This window comes from Mycobacterium attenuatum, assembly GCF_900566085.1.
Classification (GTDB): Bacteria; Actinomycetota; Actinomycetes; order Mycobacteriales; family Mycobacteriaceae; genus Mycobacterium; species Mycobacterium attenuatum.
The window spans coordinates 114,775-133,877 of sequence record NZ_UPHT01000046.1; the positions used below are offsets into that span (position 1 = coordinate 114,775).

Annotated in this window: 18 protein-coding genes and 1 pseudogene; 6 read left to right on the forward strand and 13 right to left on the reverse strand. The window is 67.9% G+C overall.

Annotated elements, in window-relative coordinates; genetic code table 11:
• Positions 1–48: 48 nt before the first annotated feature.
• Positions 49–1,185 carry a glycoside hydrolase 5 family protein gene (locus EET13_RS07785; protein ID WP_122441752.1) on the reverse strand — a complete coding sequence of 379 codons (1,137 nt, stop codon included), beginning with the start codon at positions 1,183–1,185 and terminating at the stop codon, positions 49–51.
• A gap of 118 nt (positions 1,186–1,303) precedes the next feature.
• Entirely contained in the window at positions 1,304–1,783 is a 480-nt protein-coding gene (locus EET13_RS07790; RefSeq protein WP_122441730.1) for a winged helix-turn-helix transcriptional regulator, read from the reverse strand.
• 86 nt (positions 1,784–1,869) lie between these two features.
• Here EET13_RS07790 and EET13_RS07795 point away from each other — a divergent pair, with 86 nt between their 5' ends.
• From EET13_RS07795 to EET13_RS07810, 4 genes are all read left to right on the forward strand, one after another.
• Positions 1,870–3,009 carry an acyl-CoA dehydrogenase family protein gene (locus EET13_RS07795; protein ID WP_122441731.1) on the forward strand — a complete coding sequence of 380 codons (1,140 nt, stop codon included), beginning with the start codon at positions 1,870–1,872 and terminating at the stop codon, positions 3,007–3,009.
• 5 nt (positions 3,010–3,014) lie between these two features.
• A complete protein-coding gene (locus tag EET13_RS07800) occupies positions 3,015–4,007 on the forward strand; it encodes an LLM class F420-dependent oxidoreductase (RefSeq protein WP_122441753.1) in 993 nt (330 codons plus the stop codon).
• A gap of 54 nt (positions 4,008–4,061) precedes the next feature.
• On the forward strand, positions 4,062–5,420 hold the full coding sequence (locus tag EET13_RS07805) for an aldehyde dehydrogenase family protein (RefSeq protein ID WP_244603813.1): 1,359 nt from the start codon (positions 4,062–4,064) through the stop codon (positions 5,418–5,420).
• Positions 5,421–5,481: 61 nt separating this feature from the next.
• Positions 5,482–6,405, forward strand: a complete 924-nt coding sequence (locus EET13_RS07810) for a DUF808 domain-containing protein (protein WP_122441732.1) — start codon at positions 5,482–5,484, stop codon at positions 6,403–6,405.
• A 3-nt stretch (positions 6,406–6,408) separates the two neighbouring features.
• Here EET13_RS07810 and EET13_RS07815 read toward each other — a convergent pair whose 3' ends face one another.
• The 6 genes from EET13_RS07815 to EET13_RS07840 all read right to left on the reverse strand — a co-directional run bounded on the left by EET13_RS07815 (position 6,409) and on the right by EET13_RS07840 (position 12,767).
• Positions 6,409–7,212, reverse strand: a complete 804-nt coding sequence (locus EET13_RS07815; protein ID WP_122441733.1) for an SDR family NAD(P)-dependent oxidoreductase — start codon at positions 7,210–7,212, stop codon at positions 6,409–6,411.
• A 21-nt stretch (positions 7,213–7,233) separates the two neighbouring features.
• On the reverse strand, positions 7,234–7,836 hold the full coding sequence (locus EET13_RS07820) for a TetR/AcrR family transcriptional regulator (protein ID WP_342212277.1): 603 nt from the start codon (positions 7,834–7,836) through the stop codon (positions 7,234–7,236).
• A 143-nt stretch (positions 7,837–7,979) separates the two neighbouring features.
• Positions 7,980–8,609 (reverse strand): DUF732 domain-containing protein, encoded by a 630-nt coding sequence (locus tag EET13_RS07825; protein ID WP_122441734.1) that lies wholly within the window; start codon positions 8,607–8,609, stop codon positions 7,980–7,982.
• 48 nt (positions 8,610–8,657) lie between these two features.
• The gene (locus EET13_RS07830; protein WP_122441735.1) at positions 8,658–10,358 is read right to left on the reverse strand and encodes a patatin-like phospholipase family protein; all 1,701 of its coding nucleotides are present in this window, start codon (positions 10,356–10,358) and stop codon (positions 8,658–8,660) included.
• Positions 10,359–10,376: 18 nt separating this feature from the next.
• Entirely contained in the window at positions 10,377–11,264 is an 888-nt protein-coding gene (locus tag EET13_RS07835) for an Rv3090 family protease (RefSeq protein WP_122441736.1), read from the reverse strand.
• Positions 11,265–11,318: 54 nt separating this feature from the next.
• Positions 11,319–12,767, reverse strand: coding sequence for a protein adenylyltransferase SelO (locus tag EET13_RS07840; RefSeq protein WP_122441737.1), 1,449 nt, complete (start codon positions 12,765–12,767; stop codon positions 11,319–11,321).
• Positions 12,768–12,896: 129 nt separating this feature from the next.
• On the opposite strand from EET13_RS07840, the gene EET13_RS07845 reads away from it, so the two are divergent.
• Complete coding sequence (locus EET13_RS07845; protein ID WP_122441738.1) at positions 12,897–13,727, forward strand: LLM class F420-dependent oxidoreductase; 831 nt, start codon at positions 12,897–12,899, stop codon at positions 13,725–13,727.
• Between the two features lie 21 nt (positions 13,728–13,748).
• On the opposite strand, the gene EET13_RS07850 is transcribed toward EET13_RS07845, so the two are convergent.
• Positions 13,749–14,150 (reverse strand): styrene oxide isomerase, encoded by a 402-nt coding sequence (locus EET13_RS07850; RefSeq protein WP_122441739.1) that lies wholly within the window; start codon positions 14,148–14,150, stop codon positions 13,749–13,751.
• Positions 14,151–14,214: 64 nt separating this feature from the next.
• Here EET13_RS07850 and EET13_RS07855 point away from each other — a divergent pair, with 64 nt between their 5' ends.
• Positions 14,215–14,595: a DUF2750 domain-containing protein gene (locus tag EET13_RS07855; RefSeq protein ID WP_122441740.1), complete on the forward strand. Its 381-nt coding sequence runs from the start codon at positions 14,215–14,217 to the stop codon at positions 14,593–14,595.
• A gap of 22 nt (positions 14,596–14,617) precedes the next feature.
• On the opposite strand, the gene EET13_RS07860 is transcribed toward EET13_RS07855, so the two are convergent.
• The 4 genes and pseudogenes from EET13_RS07860 to EET13_RS07875 all read right to left on the reverse strand — a co-directional run.
• The gene (locus EET13_RS07860; protein ID WP_122441741.1) at positions 14,618–16,426 is read right to left on the reverse strand and encodes a sulfatase-like hydrolase/transferase; all 1,809 of its coding nucleotides are present in this window, start codon (positions 16,424–16,426) and stop codon (positions 14,618–14,620) included.
• Positions 16,419–16,892 carry an SRPBCC family protein gene (locus tag EET13_RS07865; RefSeq protein WP_122441742.1) on the reverse strand — a complete coding sequence of 158 codons (474 nt, stop codon included), beginning with the start codon at positions 16,890–16,892 and terminating at the stop codon, positions 16,419–16,421. The genes EET13_RS07860 and EET13_RS07865 overlap by 8 nt, the downstream gene beginning before the upstream one ends.
• 62 nt (positions 16,893–16,954) lie before the next feature.
• On the reverse strand, positions 16,955–18,145 hold the full coding sequence (locus EET13_RS07870) for a cytochrome P450 (protein ID WP_122441743.1): 1,191 nt from the start codon (positions 18,143–18,145) through the stop codon (positions 16,955–16,957).
• A 10-nt stretch (positions 18,146–18,155) separates the two neighbouring features.
• Positions 18,156–18,888: pseudogene (locus EET13_RS07875) on the reverse strand (mycofactocin-coupled SDR family oxidoreductase); the annotation flags it as partial.
• Positions 18,889–19,103 lie beyond the last annotated feature (215 nt).

The following is a 19,103-nucleotide window of genomic DNA, read 5'->3' on the forward strand; positions in this document are numbered from 1 at the left end:
GCTTTCGATTTCTCTCCTGGTGCGCGTCGCTGTTATTGCGGCCCAGCGTTATTCCTGCTGGACGCCGGTCAAATTGCGAATCGTTTGCAGTTCGGCGTCCTGATAGGCGCGCCCGTCCGGCCGCAGGAGATCGCTGAACCACACCTTCGGGGGCGTTCGGTACGGGTGGTCCCAGGAGTCCCACGGCAGGTAGGTCTGGGTCTTTCCGGCCACCAAGCCCCAGTTGAACGCTCCTACGTTGTGCCGCTTGGCAATTGGCAGGACTCCCTCGACCGTGCTGCCCCGCGACCGGGCCAGGTACTCGGTGCAGACTATCGGGCGTCCCAGCGGCGAAAGCTCACCGATCCGCGCCTCGAAGTCGGCCGGTGCGGCGTAACTGTGGAACGTGATCACATCCGAGTTGTCCAGTTGGATGCTGGCGATTGCGCTGCGTTGCCCCGGATCTCCCCAGCTGCCCTGCCAGACGCCGCTGGTCAGCGGTTGGGCGGGATCGACTGCCCGCGCCCACCGGAACACCTGCGGAAGCAGGTCGGCCACCAGCTCCAGCTTGTCTTTGCGTTCTACTTTGCGATACACGCGCGCGGGATTGTCGGGTTCATTCCATAGATCCCAGCCCAAAACCCTTTCGTCACTGCGGAACTGGCCCAGCACTCCCGTGACATAGTCGTAGAGGACGCCGCGGTAGCGCCGGTCGCCGAGGTGCTCGGCGCCCGGGCTTTGCGCCCACCCGGAGTTGTGTACTCCGGGTCTTGGTGCGCGTTGCGGACCCGGCCGCGGCAGCGGGTCCCAACAGGAGTCGAACAAGACAAAGAGCGGCTTGATGCCGTGGCGCGCGGCGATGGCGACGAACTGTGCGAGACGCCCTTGGAAGCCCTGGCGGTCCTGTGCCCACAGCTGGTCGTGGAGAAAGACCCGCACGGTGTTGAATCCGAGTGACTTGGCCGCGGCGAGTTCGGTGTCGATGCGGCGCGGGTCATATGTTGCCGGCTGGAACATCTCGAGCTGGTTGACGGCGTTGGACGTGATGTAGTTGGCGCCGACGAGCCAGCCCTGCGCTTGATACCAGCCGTTGGCACGCTCGGCCGGCCACCGGCTCGGCTCGGCGGCGACGGCGCGGGGAGCGGTGGCCAGCGCTGTGCCCGCAGCCAACAGCAGTGGGAGCCTCAGGGCGGTCCGGCGGTGCACGAACAGACCATAATTTCTCGGGGCGAGGTGGATGGTGTTGCTCGGCAACGTGTTTGGGTTGCTTATCGATTCGCAACGTTTGAGGTTGGGAATCGTTACTTGCGTTGTGCCGCGGCGCTTACCGCGATGCCGCCAGCCTGTCGCGAAATCCTGGGCCGGCCTCGGGAGTCACGTTGCGCGCGGTGATCTCTTCACCGCAGCGCGTGCAGACCAGGCGGGGATCGACGAATTCGCCGCAGGTGTGGTGTCGCAGCATGATCGGCGGGCCGTCGGGGTGGGGCAGATGCTCGTCGCCCCACCGCATGAGCACGACGATCGCTGCGAACAGCTCGCGGCCGGCGTCGGTGAGCCGGTACTCGTGCCGTTCGGGATCGCGGCAGTAGGGGACGCGGTCGAGAAGGCCGGCGTCGACGAGCATCCGTAGTCGCGACGACAGGGTGGGCCGCGGGATGTTGAGGTTGCGGGCGAGCTGGCCGAAGCGCTGCACCCCGAAGAACGCCTCACGCAGGATGAGCAGCGTCCAGCGCTCGCCGACCAATTCGAGGGCCCGGCCGACCGACTCGCCGTCGAAGCGGTGGGACAATTCGGCGGGGTGCATAGTTCAATGACTTTACCGGTTCAATTAATGAACCGACAGGAGTACGTTGATTGAACCGCCGCCGTCACCGTCACCAGGAGCTGTTGATGAATCACGACGCCGAGATCGAGAACCGCGCCGAGAAGATCGCGCTGTCGGCGCGGGAACTGTCGGCCCGGATCGATCGCGATCGCCGACTGCCCGACGAGTTGCTGACCAGCCTGAGCGACGCGGGCCTGCTGCGCGCCACCATGCCCCGCGAGGTCGACGCGTTGGAGTTGGCACCGGGAGTGGCGCTGCGGTGCGCCGAAGCGATCGCGCGCGGTGACGCCTCCGCGGGATGGTGCGTGTCGATCGCTATCACCAGCGCACTATTAGTCGCCTACCTGCCGGCGTCCAGCCGCGAGGAGATGTTCGGCGGCGGGCCGCGAAACGGGCACGGTGTCGCGGCCGGGGTATGGGCCCCGCGGGGCACGGCGCGCTCCGTTGACGGCGGTGTCGTGGTGTCGGGTCGCTGGCCGTTCTGCAGCGGGATCAACCACGCCGACATGATGTTTGCCGGTTGCTTCATCGACGGCCGGCGGGTGCCCTCCGTTGTAGCCCTGCGCAAAGACGACCTGCAAATCCTCGACACCTGGCACACCCTGGGCCTCCGCGGCACGGGCAGCCACGACAGCGTCGCCGACGACGTTTTCGTGCCCGCCGACCGGGTGCTCTCGGTGTTCGACGGACCCGTCGTGGACCGGCCGCTGTATCGCTTTCCGGTGTTCGGCTTCTTCGCGTTGTCGATCGGCGCCGCCGCACTGGGCAATGCCCGGGCCGCGGTCGACGACCTGGTCGAGTTGGCCGGTGGAAAGAAGGGGCTGGGCTCCGCGCGCACCCTGGCCGAGCGCCCGTCGACCCAGGCGGCGGTGGCGACCGCCGAAGCGGCGCTGGGAGCCGCCCGCGCGCTGTATTACCAGGCAATCGACGCGGCCTGGCAGGCCAGCCAGGACACCGAGCCGGTGCCGGTGGTGTTGCGCAACCGGTTGCGGCTGGCGGCCACGCATGCGGCGCGGACCTCGGCCGACGTGGTGCGCACCATGTACGACCTGGCGGGCGGAACCGCCATCTACGACAGTTCACCGTTGCAGCGCCGGTTCCGGGACGCCTTCACCGCCACCGCCCACTTCCAGGTCAACGAGGCCTCCCGCGAGTTGCCCGGCCGGCTGCTGCTCGACCAGCCCGCCGACGTGTCGATGCTGTGAGCGACATCGACGTCGAAGTGGCCCTGCCGTTTTGGCTGGACCGGCCCGACCACGAAGCAATCGAAGTCGCATTGGCGGCCTGCGACGCGGGCTTCGACGGCCTCTGGATCGGCGAGATGGCCACCTATGACGCGTTCGCGCTGGCCACCGCGGTCGGAATGCGGGCGCCTCAGCTGACCCTGAAGATCGGCCCGCTGGCCGTCGGTGTCCGCGGCCCGGTGACGCTGGCGCTGGGAGTGGCCTCGGTTGTCGCCCTCACCGGCAATCGGGTCGACCTCGCTCTGGGGGCGTCCAGTCCGGCGATCGTGAGCGGCTGGCACAACCGCCGGTGGGCACACCATGTGCCGGTCATGCGGGAAACCATCGAATGCCTGCGGCCGATATTGGCCGGTGAGCGCGCCGACTACACCGGCCGGCACGTCAGCAGCCACGGTTTCCGGCTCCGCGACGCACCGCCCGATACCCGAATTGCGTTAGGGGCGTTCGGTCCCGGCATGATCCGGCTGGCGGCCCGGCACGCCGACGAGGTGGTGCTCAACCTCGCGTCGCCGGCGCGAGTCGCGCAGGTTCGGGAGGTCCTCGACGCAGAAGCCGCCGCGGTCCGCCGTCCTGCGCCGCGCCTGACGGCCTGGGTACCCGTCGCAGTCAACCCGGATGCTGCCGCACACGCGCAGCTGGCGGGTCAGGTGGCGGTGTATCTCGCGCCGCCCGGCTACGGCGAAATGTTCACCGCGCTGGGCTTCGGCGACCTCGTCCGCAGCGCGCGCACCGGCGCCACCCGACGTGAACTGGCGGCGGCCGTCCCCGTGGAACTGCTCGACCAGGTGGGTGCGCTGGGCGGCGCCGACCAGGTCGCAGCCCGGCTGCGGGCCTATCACGACGCCGGTGCCGACTGCGTCGCCGTCGTGCCCTCGACAGCCGAAGACCCCGGTGCCCGGATGACGCTGCGCACTGTCCGGGAGATCGCGCCCGCGCCGGGCCGCACCCGCTCACGTTAGCCAGCATGCGGTCAGCGCGGGTTTAGTCTTGCCGCTTGGGGTCAAGTCTCAGGCGTGCCCGAGACGACCGAACTGACCATCGTTGATCCACGCAGTGGCGAGGCCTTGGCCCGGGTCCCGATCGCCGACGCCGAGCAATGCCGGCGTGCGGTGGCCCGCGCCCGTGATGCTCGCCGCGGCTGGGTGCGCACCGCGGCGGGAGAACGGGCCGCTCGGGTCAGAGCCGCCGCCGCGGCGGTGGAATCGGCGGCCAAAGAACTCGCCGAACTGATCGAACGCGAAACCGGCAAGCCGGTCGACGATGCCCTGGGCGGTGTTCAGGCCGGCGTCGACACACTGCGCCAATACGCCGAGCTGGGACCGCTGCACCGCGGGCGAAGCTTGCAGGGAAGTTGGGCGGCAACGGATTTCATGATCGCTGAACCTCGCGGGGTGGGCGCGGTGCTAACCCCGTGGAACGACCCGGTCGCGGTTGCCGCCGGGTTGCTCGGCGCGGCCCTGGTCACCGGTAACACCGTCGTGCACAAGCCCAGTGAGCGGTGCCCGACTGCCGGCCGCCGCTTCGCCGAGTTGATTGCCGCACACCTTCCCGACGGTGTGCTGGAAATCCTCGACGGCGATGCACGGGTGGGTGCCCGCCTGGCGGCGGCGGGTGACGTCGACGTGGTGGCTCATGTCGGCAGCAGCGCCACCGGGCGCGCCATCGCTCGAACGTGCGCAGACCGGGGAGCCAAGGCGATCTTGGAAAACGGCGGAAACGACGCCCTGATCGTCGATGCGGGCGTGGACCCGCGTTGGGCGGCCGAGCAGGCCGCCACCGGCGCATTCGCCAATGCCGGACAGATCTGCGTCGCGGTGGAGCGCATCTATCTGGTGGAGGCACTGGCCGGTCGCTTCGTCGACGAGCTTGCCGGCCAGTCGCATAGCTGGGCCGACCGGATCGGCCCGCTGGTCGACCGGCGCCATCGCGACCACGTACACCGCCACGTCACCGATGCCGTCGAAAAAGGAGCGACCCTGCGCACGGGCGGCGAGCCCGCGCCGGGGAGGGGCGCCTTCTACCCCCCGACGGTGCTGACCGGCTGCGACCCGAACATGCTGGTGTTCAGCGAGGAGACGTTCGGTCCCGTGGCGCCGGTACGCGTCGTCCCGGACTTCGACACCGCGCTCACCGAAGCCGCCAACGACCGTTACGGGTTGGCGGCGACGGTGCTTACCGCCGACATGGGCCACGCGCAGCAGGCCTGGCGGACGCTTCCGGTGGGCACGGTCAAGATCAACGCGGTGTTCGGGGGTGCTCCGGGCGGCGCGTCGCAGCCGCGACGCGCCAGCGGCAGTGGCTTCGGCTTCGGCCCAGAGCTTCTCGACGAGATGACGGAGGTCAAAGTGGTGCACTGGACGGCGCCGGCTTGATCGCCGCGCCGGGCTACCGGCCCGAGCTAACGGTAACCTCGATCGCCATGGGGGAGACCCGATGAGCGCGGGGCTGTTCGGCCTCCTGGACGACGTTGCGGCCCTGGCGCGGCTGGCCGCGGCCTCGGTTGACGACATCGGCAGCGCCGCCGGTCACGCGACCGTCAAGGCTGCCGGAGTGGTCGTCGACGACACCGCGGTCACGCCGCAATACGTGCATGGGATCACCGCCGAGCGCGAATTGCCGATCATCAAGCGCATTGCGGTCGGATCGCTGCGCAACAAGCTGTTGATCATCCTGCCCGCCGCGATGCTGCTGAGTCAGTTCGTGCCGTGGTTGCTGACCCCGATCTTGATGGTGGGCGCCACCTACCTCTGCTACGAAGGCGCGGAGAAAGCCTGGAGCAGCATTCGCGGTCACCAAGCCCAGGCGGCGCCGGCCGGCGAGCAGGAGGTGGTCAGGGGAGCAGTCCGGACCGACCTGATCCTGTCGGCCGAGATCATGGTGATCGCGCTCAACGAGGTGGCCAGCCAGAGGTTCTTGCCCCGGCTCGTCATCCTGATCGTCGTTGCCCTGATCATCACCGCAGTCGTGTATGGGGCCGTCGGCGCCATCGTCAAGATGGACGACGTGGGCCTGCGGCTCACCGAGACCGGATCACGGTTGGGCCGCCAGGTCGGCCGTGGCCTGGTCGCCGCGATGCCGAAACTACTCTCGGCGCTGGCGACGGTCGGGACGGTGGCCATGCTCTGGGTGGGCGGCCACATCCTGCTGATAGGCACCGACCGCGTCGGCTGGCACCCGCCCTACGCCTGGCTCCACCACGTCGAGGAGCAGGTGCGCCATGCCGCGGGATCGGCGGGCGCGGTGCTGGCCTGGCTGGTCGACACCGGCGCCTCGGCGGTTATCGGATTGACCGTCGGTGCCGTCGTCGTGCCGCTGGTGCACCTGCTGCCGTCGCGCCGGGGTCGCGCCGCGGAATAGTCGTCAGATGAAATCCGAGCCGCCGTCGACGTTGACCGTTGCGCCGGTGACATAGCCGTTGCGCCGCGACACCAGGTAAGCGGTGATCGAGGCGACCTCCTCGGGAAGGCCGGCGCGGCCCAGATCGCAAGGATGGTGAAAATGCTTGTTGATCCAGGTCATAACATCGTGCGGATCGGCGGCATCCAGGCCGTCGGCGGCCAGGATATCGGTGAGCTGTTCGGTGAAGCTGGCCGTGACGATGGTCCCCGGGCACACGCAGTTGACCAGAATGCCGTCCTTGGCAAGGCTTTTCGCCAAGTTCTTGGTGACGCTGGACAGCGCCGCCTTCGATGCGGTGTAGGCGACCAGGCGCGGACTTTGGCGCTGAATGGAGTGCGCGGACAGCGTGACGACGCGAGCCCAGTCCGCGGCCCGCAGCAGCGGCAAGGCCGCGCGGATCGAACGGACACCCGACATGGTGCCCAGCGTGAACGCGGCATCCCAGGCCGCATCGTCTAGCTGCTCGAAATACCCCGCGCCCGGTCCAATCGTATGGACCAGGCAATTCAGCTGTCCCCAGCGCTCAAAGACTTGGGCGAAGGCATCGGTGATGGCGGCGGCGTCGGCCATGTCCGCACTGATCCCGACGGCGTCCGGGGCGCCGGCTGTGCGAAGCCTGCCCACGGCCGCGTCGAGTCCCGCCCTGCCCCTGGCCATGACGGCCACGCAGGCTCCTTCGGCGGCAAGGGTTTCCGCGATGGCCAGCCCCATGCCCTTGCTGCCCCCGGTGACGACAGCCTTCGATCCGGTGAAGCCGAGGTCCATTGCACTTTCTTAGCAGGCGATTTAGCAGCCGGTGCCTGCTACTTCGGCGATGGTCTCCGACGGCACGCCCAGCCCGCGCAGACAGAACCGGACGGTGCGTTCCCGAACGCCGTCGCGCTCACAATCACCCGATGCCCACTGCTGTTCGGTGTTGGCCCAGAGCACGCCCTGGATGGCTTGCGCCTCGTCCACCGGATGGATGTCGTGAAACAGGTTCTGCTGCAGGCCCAGATGAAGCTGTTCGATCAGCGGCTTGAGAGTTTCGACGTGGGCCGGCGCAACGAGCTCGGGGGTGTTGAGCATGTGTGATTGGGCTTCCACCGACAGGTGGCGCAAGTCGGCCTTCACGTTCTCGTCGAAGGCAAGGTCGAGTCGGGCGTCGATCCAGGCAGCCACCGCTTCGACCGGGTTGGTGGCCTTGGCCATCTGGGTTCGCAGCCGCGTTGCTTCAACGCGCGCCACTTCCAGGAAAACCGCCGCAACCAGTTGGTCTTTCGATTCGAAGTGCCGGTAGAAGGCGCGGGTGCTCAGCTGCGCCCGGTCCAGGACGGTGGCGACGTTGAGCCCTCGCACCCCGTGCTCGCGCACCGACGTCGAGGCGGCCACCAGGATGGCGCGCCGAATGCCGGGGTCCGGAGCGAGTTTGTGTCGGCGCCGGGTAAGCCGGCCGTTGAGGTTGGTGGGTTAGCGGGAATTCCGGCTACTCGGATCCGTCATAGCTGCGTAGGTACCCATCGCGCGGTCCGCGAACACCCCGGCGGGAAGCGTTACGGACAATAGGTGCGCATCGAGATCGCCACGTAATCCTCGGCGTTGCCGCTCAACGCCGGATTGCTGGCCCGAAATGCCGCGACGATCTGGTCCACCGTCATGCCCCGGCGAAAGTTCAGGCAGACCAACTTGCCGTTGTAGACGGCGGCGTCGGGATTGGCGAAGGTGATGCCGCGGTCGTTGAGGGCCTGAATGTATCCGCTGTCCTGCTCCGGGGTCGAGGCGATGGTGGTGGGAGCCGGCGCGCTGGTTGCCGCGGGTGCGGCCGTCGTCGCCGGCGGAGCCGCGGGCGGTTGCGCCCCCTGGCGGGGGGACTTCTCCCTGGTCAGCGCCCAACCGCCGACCACGATGAGCACCGCGATGCCAACACCGAGCAGCAGCAGCGCCGCGGCGCGCCCCCACGTCGTGCCCCAGGTCTGGCCGGCCGCTCCGGTTGCGGCGGAGGGTTCGTCGTCGCGCAGGTCCTGGCTGGCGTAGGGTTCGCCGGGTTCACCGGGTTCGCCGGGTTCGTCGTTGCGCGACCATGCGGTGTGGACCGCGTCGGTGGGTGTGGAATTCGGCACGGCGGCGGTCTCGCCGCCGTCGAGTGCGGCGGTGTCCTCGGAAGCCGGGACCGGCTCGGCCATGGGGCCATGGTAGTCAGGCCCGAGTCGATGGGCGATTCGCCGGTTGCCTTACGTCAGGTGGCGGTTTCGCCACCGTGCCCACCGTCCGGTCGGCAACTGCATCGCAGCCATCACCGAACTCATCGACGACGCCACCGACTTCGCGCGGGCCGTGGGCTCGGCGACCGGCGGGCCGTCGCCTTCCCACCATGTCGGCTGCAACAGCGCCGTCGTCACCGGGATGGCCTGCTCGACGCTGCCGCGTCCCCACTCGCAGGCGCGGTCGATAGCGGCCACGGACGGCGCCAGGTTGATGGGCGACAGCGTGGGCTGGAATTTGACCAGGTGATCGACATACGGCAGATTGCGCACCATCTGCAACTGGACGGCCTGGGTGATCGGGGCCAGCCACATGTGCCGCGAATCCCATTGCGGATGAAAGCAATCGAAGGCCAGATAGCACGCGTTGCGGGTGCCGAGCTTGCCGTCGCGCACCCGCTTCCAAGCTAGCTCCACGGGCACGTTGCTGGCCGCGCCGCCGTCGACAATCGCCGCGATGTCTTTCTCGGCGCACAGCTCGTCGAGGATGCCGACCATGCGATGGTCGCGCGTTTCGTGGTGCAGCACACCGGGAATGGCCGACGAGAACGATGCGGCGTCGACGACGTCGAAGTCACGGTCCGGGTCGTCTCCGCTGATCACGATGGGCTTGACCACCCGCAAGTCGATGAAGGCCGACACCTGCCACATGCGGGCCGCGACAAGTGGTCCGATGCCGATCGGGCGAAACGGCAACGACCGCAACTGCAGCGCCGCCAGTTCCGGACGGCGAAACCTGGACGGCAGCGCCGCATACGGCTGCCGACGCACTCCGGCGACTACGATGTCGAACGAAATTGCCAAGTCCGACATGCGCATTCGCACGCCGTCTGCCCGGCTGAGCAGGGCCAGGGCGAACTGGTCGAAGCGCAGCGCGAAGACGCCGGCCAAGCCGTGACGGCGGCGCAGCCGCTCTGGTCCGAGGATGGCCCGGTAGGACACCGTCTTGGCCCATTCCATGTACTCCTCGATGGGCACCGGCAGAGCGCGTGCCACCAGGCTGCCAATGATCGAGCCGAACGACGAGCCGATCATGTAGTCGGGCAGGTGGCCGGCCTCCAGGAGCCGCTGCAGGCCTCCGATATAGACGAAGCCCGCCCCGCCGCCGCCGCCGAGGATCGTGACGAGCTTCTTGTAGCCGACCTCGGAATCCAGCTCTGCGGGGGAGAAGTCGTTGCCGTGGCGCTCGATCAGCACTCGCCGTTGGTCGTCCTGGTCGGGGGCCAGAGCCTGCAGCACATCGCGCGCCGCCTGCAGGGCTGTGATCGGATCGGCCTCCTCGCGTAGCGGCCCGTACAGCGCGTCGGTGACCCTGGAGCGCCACGGCGCGACTTCGGCGCCGACCGACACGTCGCCGCGGCCACGGCTGCCGCCCGGGCCGGCAGCGCCCGGCTCGAAGTCGGCGAGCCTGGCGAAATTGAGGATGTAGCGCAACTTGCGCAATTCCTCGTCGCTCAGCACGTCCGGGTTGGCGAGGTGCTGGCGGATCAGCCGGTTCTCCATCTTCTGCAGCAGCAGGGCCGGCTCGGTCGAGGGCAGGTCGGCGGTGTCGGCTGGCGCCTCGGCCACTTCACCGTCGAAGGCCTCGTGCTCGAACTCCTCGATGAAGTCGAACTCGGCGTCGCGACGGCCGAAGCGGCCGCGCACGGCGTCGGCGAACGGAATCTCCATGAGCACCAATCTTGTCCGCTAGTGTCCGGGCACGGAAACCGTGGGCAGGGCCGAGCTGCCCGGCCAGCAACCCAGCGGGCTGATTCCCTTGTTGATGGCGGCCGTAATGCAGTTCTGCACAACGACATTCGGGTCGTTGCTGATCGAGCGGGACAGGATCTCGTTGGCCTTGGCCTGGGCTTCGGCGGTCCGTTGCGCCTCCACCGCAATCGAGGTCTGGGCGCGTTGCTGGTTGAGCTGGTTGATCTTGTCCTCGGTGCCTTGGTCGTACTGGATGGTGGGCACGTTGACGTCGAAAATGTCGACCTGGCCACTGACATCCTGACGCATGATGTCGGCGGCTCGCTTGGCGAGCTTGGGCAGCGGGGAGACGTCGAGGTTCTGCGGGTCCAGCGGGTTGAAGGCGGCGAACACCTCGTTGAGCGCCACCGACAGATTCCGCTCGATCAGGTTCACGCGCACGTTGTCGAAGGTTTTGTACTGCTGGAACAGTTCGGGGGCGGCGGGCTGCTTGAGCTGCCAGCGGATGCTGACGTCAGCCAGGGCAGTGGATTGGTTGCCCAGCCGCACCATGATCCGCTGATCGTTGTTGCCCTCCTTGACGTATTTGTCGATCTGCACCGCGCCATCCATCTGGTGGGTCATCTGCCACGGCCACTTGCCGTGGAAGCCGTTGTTGAGGCTGACGCCGTTGGGGCGCCCGAAGGCGGTGACGATGGCGATTTGGCGGGTCCCGACGATGGTGAAGCAGCCCAACAGGAAGAACAACGCCGATGCTGCCAAGGCGGCGATGGTCAGCGACTTGGCGCGGGCGCGGGCTTTGTCGGCGCCGGCGAACACCCACAGCAATGCCGCGACTCCGGCCACGATCAAACCCATGATGAACAGCACGATCTGCCACGTCATCCCTTAGCTCCTTCTGCTGGTGGTGTGGTCAGCAGGGTAGGCGATGGCGCGGGCTCAGGTGCCGCAGAAGGTGCGGTAGGCGCCGAAATCCCCGGGCGCGGGACTGGCGTAGCGCTCCAGGCCCGGCCGTTCGGCATAGGGGTGGGTGACGGCGTCGAGGAGCCGTTCGACGAGACCGAGATCTCCCTCGGTGGCGGCCGTCAGGGCCTCCTCGACCAGGTGATTGCGGGGGATGTAGACCGGGTTGACCCGGTCCATCAGCTCGGCGTCCGGCCCCAGGGCGTGCCACCGCGACAGCCAGGCGTCGAACCTGGCGCCGTCGACGAACCGTTCGCGCGCGGACTCGGCGTCGCCGCGGGCCGCCTTGGCGAGGTGGCGGAAAAACGACGTGTAGTCGACGCGGCTTTCCTGCAGCATTGGCAGTAGCTCGTCGACCAGCGGCTCGGCGGGCGTGCGCAAACCCAGCTTGGCCCGCATGCCCGACGACCACACCGCGTCATAGCGGGTGCGAAACACCCCGAAGGCCTGCTCGGCGAGCGCGATGCCCTCCTGGGTGTCCTCGGCGAGCAGCGGAAGCAGCGCCTCGGCGAAGCGGGCGAGGTTCCAGCCCGCGATCACCGGCTGGTTGCCGTAGGCGTAACGGCCCCAGTGGTCGATCGAACTGAACACCGTTTCAGGGTCATAGGCCTCCATGAACGCGCACGGCCCGTAGTCGATGGTCTCGCCGGAGATGGTCATGTTGTCGGTGTTCATCACCCCGTGGACGAAGCCGACGAGCATCCACTGTGCGATCAGCGACGCCTGCGCGGCGACCACCGCTTCGAACAGCGCCAGATAGGGGCGCTCGGTGTCGGCGGCGCCGGGGTGGTGGCGCGCGATCGCATGGTCGGCCAGCCGCCGCAACAGGCCGAGGTCGCCGGTGAATGCCGCGTACTGGAAGCTGCCGACCCGCAGGTGGCTGCTCGCGACGCGCACCAACAGGGCGCCGGGCAGCACGGTCTCGCGCTGTACCGGGCGACCGGTACCCACGACGGCCAGGGAGCGTGTCGTCGGGATGTCCAGGGCGTGCATCGACTCGCTGACGACGTATTCGCGCAGCATCGGGCCGACGACAGCCCAGCCGTCGCCGCCGCGCGCGAACGGCGTGGGCCCGGAGCCCTTCAGATGGATATCGCGAAGACGACCGTCGGCGCTGCTGAGCTCGCCCAGCAGCAGTGCACGCCCGTCGCCCAACCGCGGCACGTAGCCGCCGAACTGATGACCGGCGTAGGCCTGGGCTACCGGCGCGGCGCCGTCGGGCAGCAGGGTGCCGACCAGAAACCGCACCCCGTCGGGGCTGCGCAGCCAGGTCGCGTCGAGGTCAAGCTGCGTGCTCAGCGGCTCGTTGAGAACCAGCAGCCGCGCGTCCGGCGGCGTATCGGCTTGCCAGCGGACCGCCATCTCCGGCAACGCGCGAAAGAAGTGGTCCCGCAGCGCGACTGTCCGATCCGGTGCAACGCTCACCTGACCAGACTACGGAGCTGCGGTTCCGGTTCGATGATTGCGGCTCTAGGCTGCGCGTTATGCCGTGGACCGTGCGCGGAATGGGCCGCGTCGTACCCGGGAGTCGCGGCAGTCACGATAGGAGGAAGCATGCGGTTCGGTGTGCTCACATTTGTCACCGACGAAGGCATTGGCCCGGCGCAGCTGGGGGCTGCCCTGGAAGAGCGTGGATTTGAGTCGCTGTTCCTGGCCGAGCACACCCACATCCCGGTGGACACACGCAGCCCTTATCCGGCCGGCGGGCCGATTCCGCACAAGTACTACCGGACGTTGGATCCGTTCGTGGCGTTGGCGGCGGCCGCGGTTGCCACCGAGGCGTTGGTTTTGGGCACCGGCATCGCGTTGGTTCCGGAGCGCGATCCGATACTGACCGCCAAAGAGGTTGCCTCGCTGGACCTGGTGTCGCGGGGGCGGTTTCGGTTCGGCGTCGGCGTGGGCTGGCTGCGCGAAGAAGTCGCCAACCACGGTGTCGATCCGGCGGTGCGCGGACGGGTGACCGATGAGCGGCTGCGCGCGATGATCGAGATCTGGACGCAGGAGAAAGCCGAATTCCATGGTAAATACGTCGATTTCGACCCGCTTTACTGCTGGCCGAAGCCGGTGACGAAGCCCTATCCGCCGCTGTATGTCGGCGGTGGGCCGGCGAGCTTCACCCGCATCGCCGAGCTGAAAGCCGGATGGATCGCGATCAGCCCGTCGCCCCAACAGCTGTCGCGCCCGCTCGAGCGGCTGCGCGCGCTGGCCGGCGGCGACGTGCCGGTGACCGTCTGTCATTGGGGCGAGGCGACGGCGACAGAGCTCGAGGGCTACGGGCCGTTGGGGGTCGAGCGGGTTTTGGTGGATCTGCCCACCGAGCCATACGACCCGACGCTTCGGCATTTGGACAAGCTGGCGACCGAACTCGGCCGCCTGGGCGCGTAGCGCGCCGACGCCGTCGCGGCTTCACAGCCCGACGATGATCACGACGACGCCGGCCACGATGGCCGCCGCAAGTGACAGGAACAGGAAAGTGACGACGCCCTCTTTTGCCGCGGAGGCCTGGTGGCTGCCCGTCGCGATCGGCGCGAGTCGGTGCCCCGCGCCCCATGCGGCCGCCAGCAGCGTTGCCAACCAGTTCGCATAGGCGGCATATGCGACCAACACGACCACGGTCACCTGCCATGCGTGGGGCAGGTGCAGGTGCGGCCAGAGCAGGCCGAGCAGCACCAGGAACATGCCGTTGAGGACGGCTTCGAGGTGGCTGGACAACGCCATCCGGGGGTTCTTCAGCACCGGCCCAGCAAATCCGGTGAGCAGACCGATCAGGAATAGCACCAGCCCGAGGGTGAACAGCAACGTCTGCATGGGAAAACCATAACCACGGGCGGCGAGCCCAAGTCCCGTCGTGCCGCGGTGGTTAGAGTCTGGCGTGGCATCTCATCTGACCGCCGATCTCGAGGCGAACTACCGGCGCTTCGTCGACCGGGTCCGGGCGACCCGAGAAGTCTGGGTGCTGCTGGACCCCGACCTGCGGGGAGCGTGGGTGCACTCGAACCACTACGTGACCGAAGACGACGAGCCCGTCTGCGTGCATCTGGTCTACTCCGCGGCGGCCTATGCGCGCCGCCACGCCACCGGGGAGTGGGCGAGCATGGAACCTGCGTCGTTGCCTCTGGACCAGTTCCTGGACGGACCGCTGCGGGGCATGCATGAGAGCGGTGAGCTGTTGGGTCCCGATTTCAACGCCGACCTTGCCGGTCTGGAGATCGAGCCGATAGAGCTGGCCCGAGCCCTTCTCGGGGAGCCATAGGCGCGTGTCAGCGGCGCCTGGGCTACGTGAAGCGTCCGAGCACTCGGCGCACCACGCCCGCGGACGTGTCGGCCGGTGGCTGACGGGTGGCGTACGGCCACGGCTGATTGCGTTCCGGCACCGATGCCGCCCGCTGCTGCTTGAGCTGCGCGCGCAAATGGTGGCGCAGCTCGTGCAGTCCAGGGTCGGTCCATAAATTGTCGGCCTCGACGGGATCGGCGGTCAGGTCGTAGAGCTCCCACTGGTCGTCGACCGGATCGGTGCGATACGCCTCGCCGCCGATGCCGTTGCTGGCCAGGTGCCGAACGCCCGGCTCGGTCCAGGTAGCCGGGTCGTCGAAGATGCGGACTAGCTTCCAGAGGTGCTCGGCGCCGCCGGCGGCCTCGGATTCCGCGACACGCACGACCAGCCCCTCGAAGTTGGAGGCCACGTGTGCGGGCACTTTGATGCGCAGCGGCGCAGGCGGATTCACGGTGCGGCCCAGTTGCCGGGCAAACGCTGACGCCCCGGTGTCTCCTTCGAGCACGTTGTCGCGGGTCATCACGTACACGGCGCGGGCCTCGTCGGCGGGTCCCCCGTCCACGACCGGCATCAGATTGTGCCCGGGCAGCGGATGCACCTCGGTGAACGACTCGGCGAGTCGCGCGGCCGCGGCGTCGACGTCGACGTCGGCGGCGCCGAGCAGTGTCGGCACCAGGTCGACGTGCGAGGTCGGCGCCGAAACAGTGCGCGCCGTGGTCGCGTTGTCGCCGATGCGCGCGATGACGAACGGCACCCGGGTGGCCTCGTCGTAGAGGTTGAACCACTTCTGGTGTAGTCCGCCGTGAGCCCCCAGCAGGTCGCCATGATCGGCGGTGCGCACCAGGACGGCGTTGTCCGAACCGCCCTCGGTGACCGCGCGGCGAACCCGCTCGATAGGACCGTCGACCTCGGCATGCAGGCGATAGTAGAGGTCGCGGTAGCGCTGTCCATTGCGCTGGTAGCCGCGGCTGATCATGCGGGCCGGACCGTATCCGGAGTAGTAGGCCTCCCGAAACGCGATCTGGGCGGCCGGCTTTGAGCGCAGATCTTCGTCGGCGGTGGGGGCCGGCGGCACCGGCGGCGGGTCCAATGGGGACGGCTTGAGCGGAGTGCGCCGCACCCACGCCGGAAACAGCACGATGTCGTGCGGGTTGACGAAGCTGGCCACCAGCAGGAACGGGCGCATGGCTGCGGCGTCACCGGCGCGGCGCCGGGCATAGCGGTCGGTGAGCCAGGTAACGACCCGATCGGCGATCAGCGGGTCGCGGCGCAGGCCGCAGTTGGCCATGCCCGCCCCGTGCGGCTCGGGACCTACCCAGCCCGAGAAACCGTACGGGTTCAGCGGATCGGCGTCGAGGTAGCGCTGCACCGCGGCCGGGTCGACGACTCCGTCGTCGTCGTTGGTGGCCAGCGATCCGCCGGTCTCCGGGTCGTGCAGATCGGCGTGCGAGATGTGCCACTTGCCGTCGTAGTGGGTGTCATACCCCGCCGCGCGGAACCAGTTGCCCAGGGTCGGCACCTCGCCGACGCGCAGCCAGCGCAGCCGGGAATCGTCGAATCGTTTGCCGATGCCGTCGGTCTGGGTGACCCCGTGCAGATCGGGATAGTGACCGGTGAACATCGTCGGCCGGCTCGGCACGCAAGCCAGCGAGCCGGTGTAATGCCTCGTGAAATTCACCCCGTGCTGGTCGAACCAGCGGCGGCCGGTCAGGGTGTGCTGCCGCCAGGCCACGACGTCGTCCGATTCGTAGGGCGGCACCGCGCGCTCCTCGTCGGTCATCAGGATGACGATGTCGGGGTGATCAGACATTGGTGTTCTCCAATCGATGTGCCAGCCCGGCAAGCATCGCCTCGGACTGCTTGGCCAAAACGCGCAGCGCAACCCACTCGGCCATCCGCGCCGGTTTGCCGTCGCCGACCTCGACTGTGCTCGTCAGGACCACCGCGGTGGCCCCGTCCCCGGCACCGCTTCGTCGCAGCGTCCAGCAATTGGCGACCTTGCGTAACCGCGGAGGCAGGCCCTCGATGTCGTAGGCCAGCTTCATGGGCGGCTCGAACTCGGTGATGCGTTCCACCAGTGCATTGCCGCCCAGCTGCACCCGGCGAGTGGTGCCCACGGCCCCTCCGGGGCACTGGTTGAGCACACACGAGTGGTCGACCCCGCCGGCCCACGAACTCAGGGCGCCGAAGTCGGCCAGGATATTCCAAATCGCCTGCGGCTCGGCCATTATGGTCCGGCTGCGGCTGATGCCTGCCACTCCGCCATCCAACACCATCGCGGGCCAAGGCTTTTCCTGCGGTTGACACAGGGCTGTTCGAGCGGCCGGCTTCAGGGCGCTCAGGGTAGGAGGACGCGCAGTCGCTCCCAGCCGCGAACTGTGGACGTGGGCGCGAGCTTGAGGCTGTCGTAGTCGATATCCCATTCGGGCCAGCGGTTGAGCAATTCGTCGAGGGCGACCCGGCCTTCCAGGCGTGCCAGGTTGGCGCCGAGGCAGTAGTGCACCCCCTTGCCGAACGTGAGGTGCGAGATGTTGTCGCGGCGGATGTTGAATGTGTCGGGATCCTGGTAGCGCAACGGGTCGCGGTTGGCGGCGCCGAACAGCAGCAGAATGGCGCTGTGGGCGGGCACGGTGGTGCCGTAGCACCCGAATTCGCGCAGGGTGTAGCGCGCGACGTGGGGGCCGGTGGGCTCGTAGCGCAACGTCTCGTCGACCGCGCGCGTCAGCAGCGACCGGTCGTGCGCGACGTCGCGGCGCTGGTCGGGATGTTCGGCGAGCACCTTGGCGAGCCAGCCGATCAGCCGTCCGGTGGTTTCGTTGCCGGCCCCGGCGACGACCTGCGTGTAGCGCAGCACCTCTTGGCGGGTCAGCTTGCGGGTCACACCGTGCTCGTCTTCGAACTCGACGTTGAGCAGCGCGGTCATCAGGTCGTCGGACGGGTTCTTGGCGCGCCAATCGATGTAGTCGGCGTAGATGCTGCCGTCGGCGATCTTGTCCGGATTGGCCACCTTCATCGGCGTGCCGGGCCTGGTGCGCAGGTTGGCGTCGTTGGCGTCGCGCACACTCACCTGGTCACCCTCCGGGATGCCCAGCAGCATGCCGATGACGCGCATCGGCATCATCGACGCGAGCTCGGCGATGATGTCGAAGCCGTCCGAGCCGACCAGCGGATCCAGGCAACGCACGCAGTAGGCCCGGACCTGGTCTTCAAGCTCGGCCATCCGGCGCGGGGTGAAGACTCGCGACATGACGCCGCGCAGCCTCGTGTGTGCGGGCGGGTCCTGGAACATCATCACGCCGGGGGGCATGTCGAACTTGGACTGGATCAATTCGAGAATGTCGCTTCGACTGTTGGAGAACGTCTCCCAATCCGCCAGTGCCTTCTCGACGTCGGCGTGCCGTGACAGTGCCCAGAAGTTGTAACGCTCGTTGTAGTAGAGCGGCGCTTCGTCGCGCAGGCGGGCGTAGGTGGGGTAGGGGTCGGCGGCGATGCTGACGTCGTAAGGGTCGTAGTAGGGCCCGGTTTTCATGTGCTGGTCCTTACTTCAGGCAGCTGCCGGCATCGACGGGAAGCGCGACGCCGGTGATGTAGCGCGACTCGTCGGAGGCCGGGAAGAGCACGGCGTTGCTGATGTCCTCGGCTGTCACCCACGGGATGGGCAGGATGTGGAAGCTTTGGCAGATCGGAGCCAAGTCGTCGGGGCCCGGACTCTCCAAGTCGGGCTGGAAAAGGCGAAAAGTCTTGTCGTTGATCAACAATGGTGTGTTTAAGTGTGTCGGGTGCACCGAGTTGACGCGGAGGTTGCGCGGACCCAGCTCCACGGCGAAGGACCGCATGAGCCCGACTTCTCCGTGTTTGGCCGCCACGTAGTGCCCGGTGTGGGAGTAGGCCTTGAGGCCGGCAACCGAACTGGTCAAGACGATTGACGCACCCGAATCCAGATGCGGCACTGCGGCTTTCGCTGATTTCCACACTCCACTGAGGTTGACGTCGATCATTTGTTGCCACAGGTCCTCGTCCATGCGGTCCAGCCGGGTTCACGGTGCCGATGCCGGCGTTGGCAACGACGATGTCCAGCCGGCCGAGTTGCTCGACCCCGCTGTCGACGGCGGTTTTGAGCGAGTCGTAGTCGCGGACGTCGACGTCGGCCGTCACGATCCGGCGGTCCTGGGCCTTGACGAGGTCGGCCGTTTCGGCGAGGTCTTCGGGTGTCGCGGGCGGTGCCGCTGTGTTTTCGATTGGTTGGCAGATGTCGACCGCGATGATGTCGGCGCTGAGCGGCTACCAAACCTCCGACGGGCTGCGCCGTACCGGTACTGCCCGACTGACAACCTGACTTGCTCAACGCAAGGCCCGCAATGCCTCTGCTACCGCAACCAAAGCAACCCAGGCCGCCAACGCCCAGCACACCACCGTGCGCGGCCAAAACCTCGCCGCCACCATGGTCGCTGGCTTGGCTAAGGAGATGATGACCCTCGACACCGAGA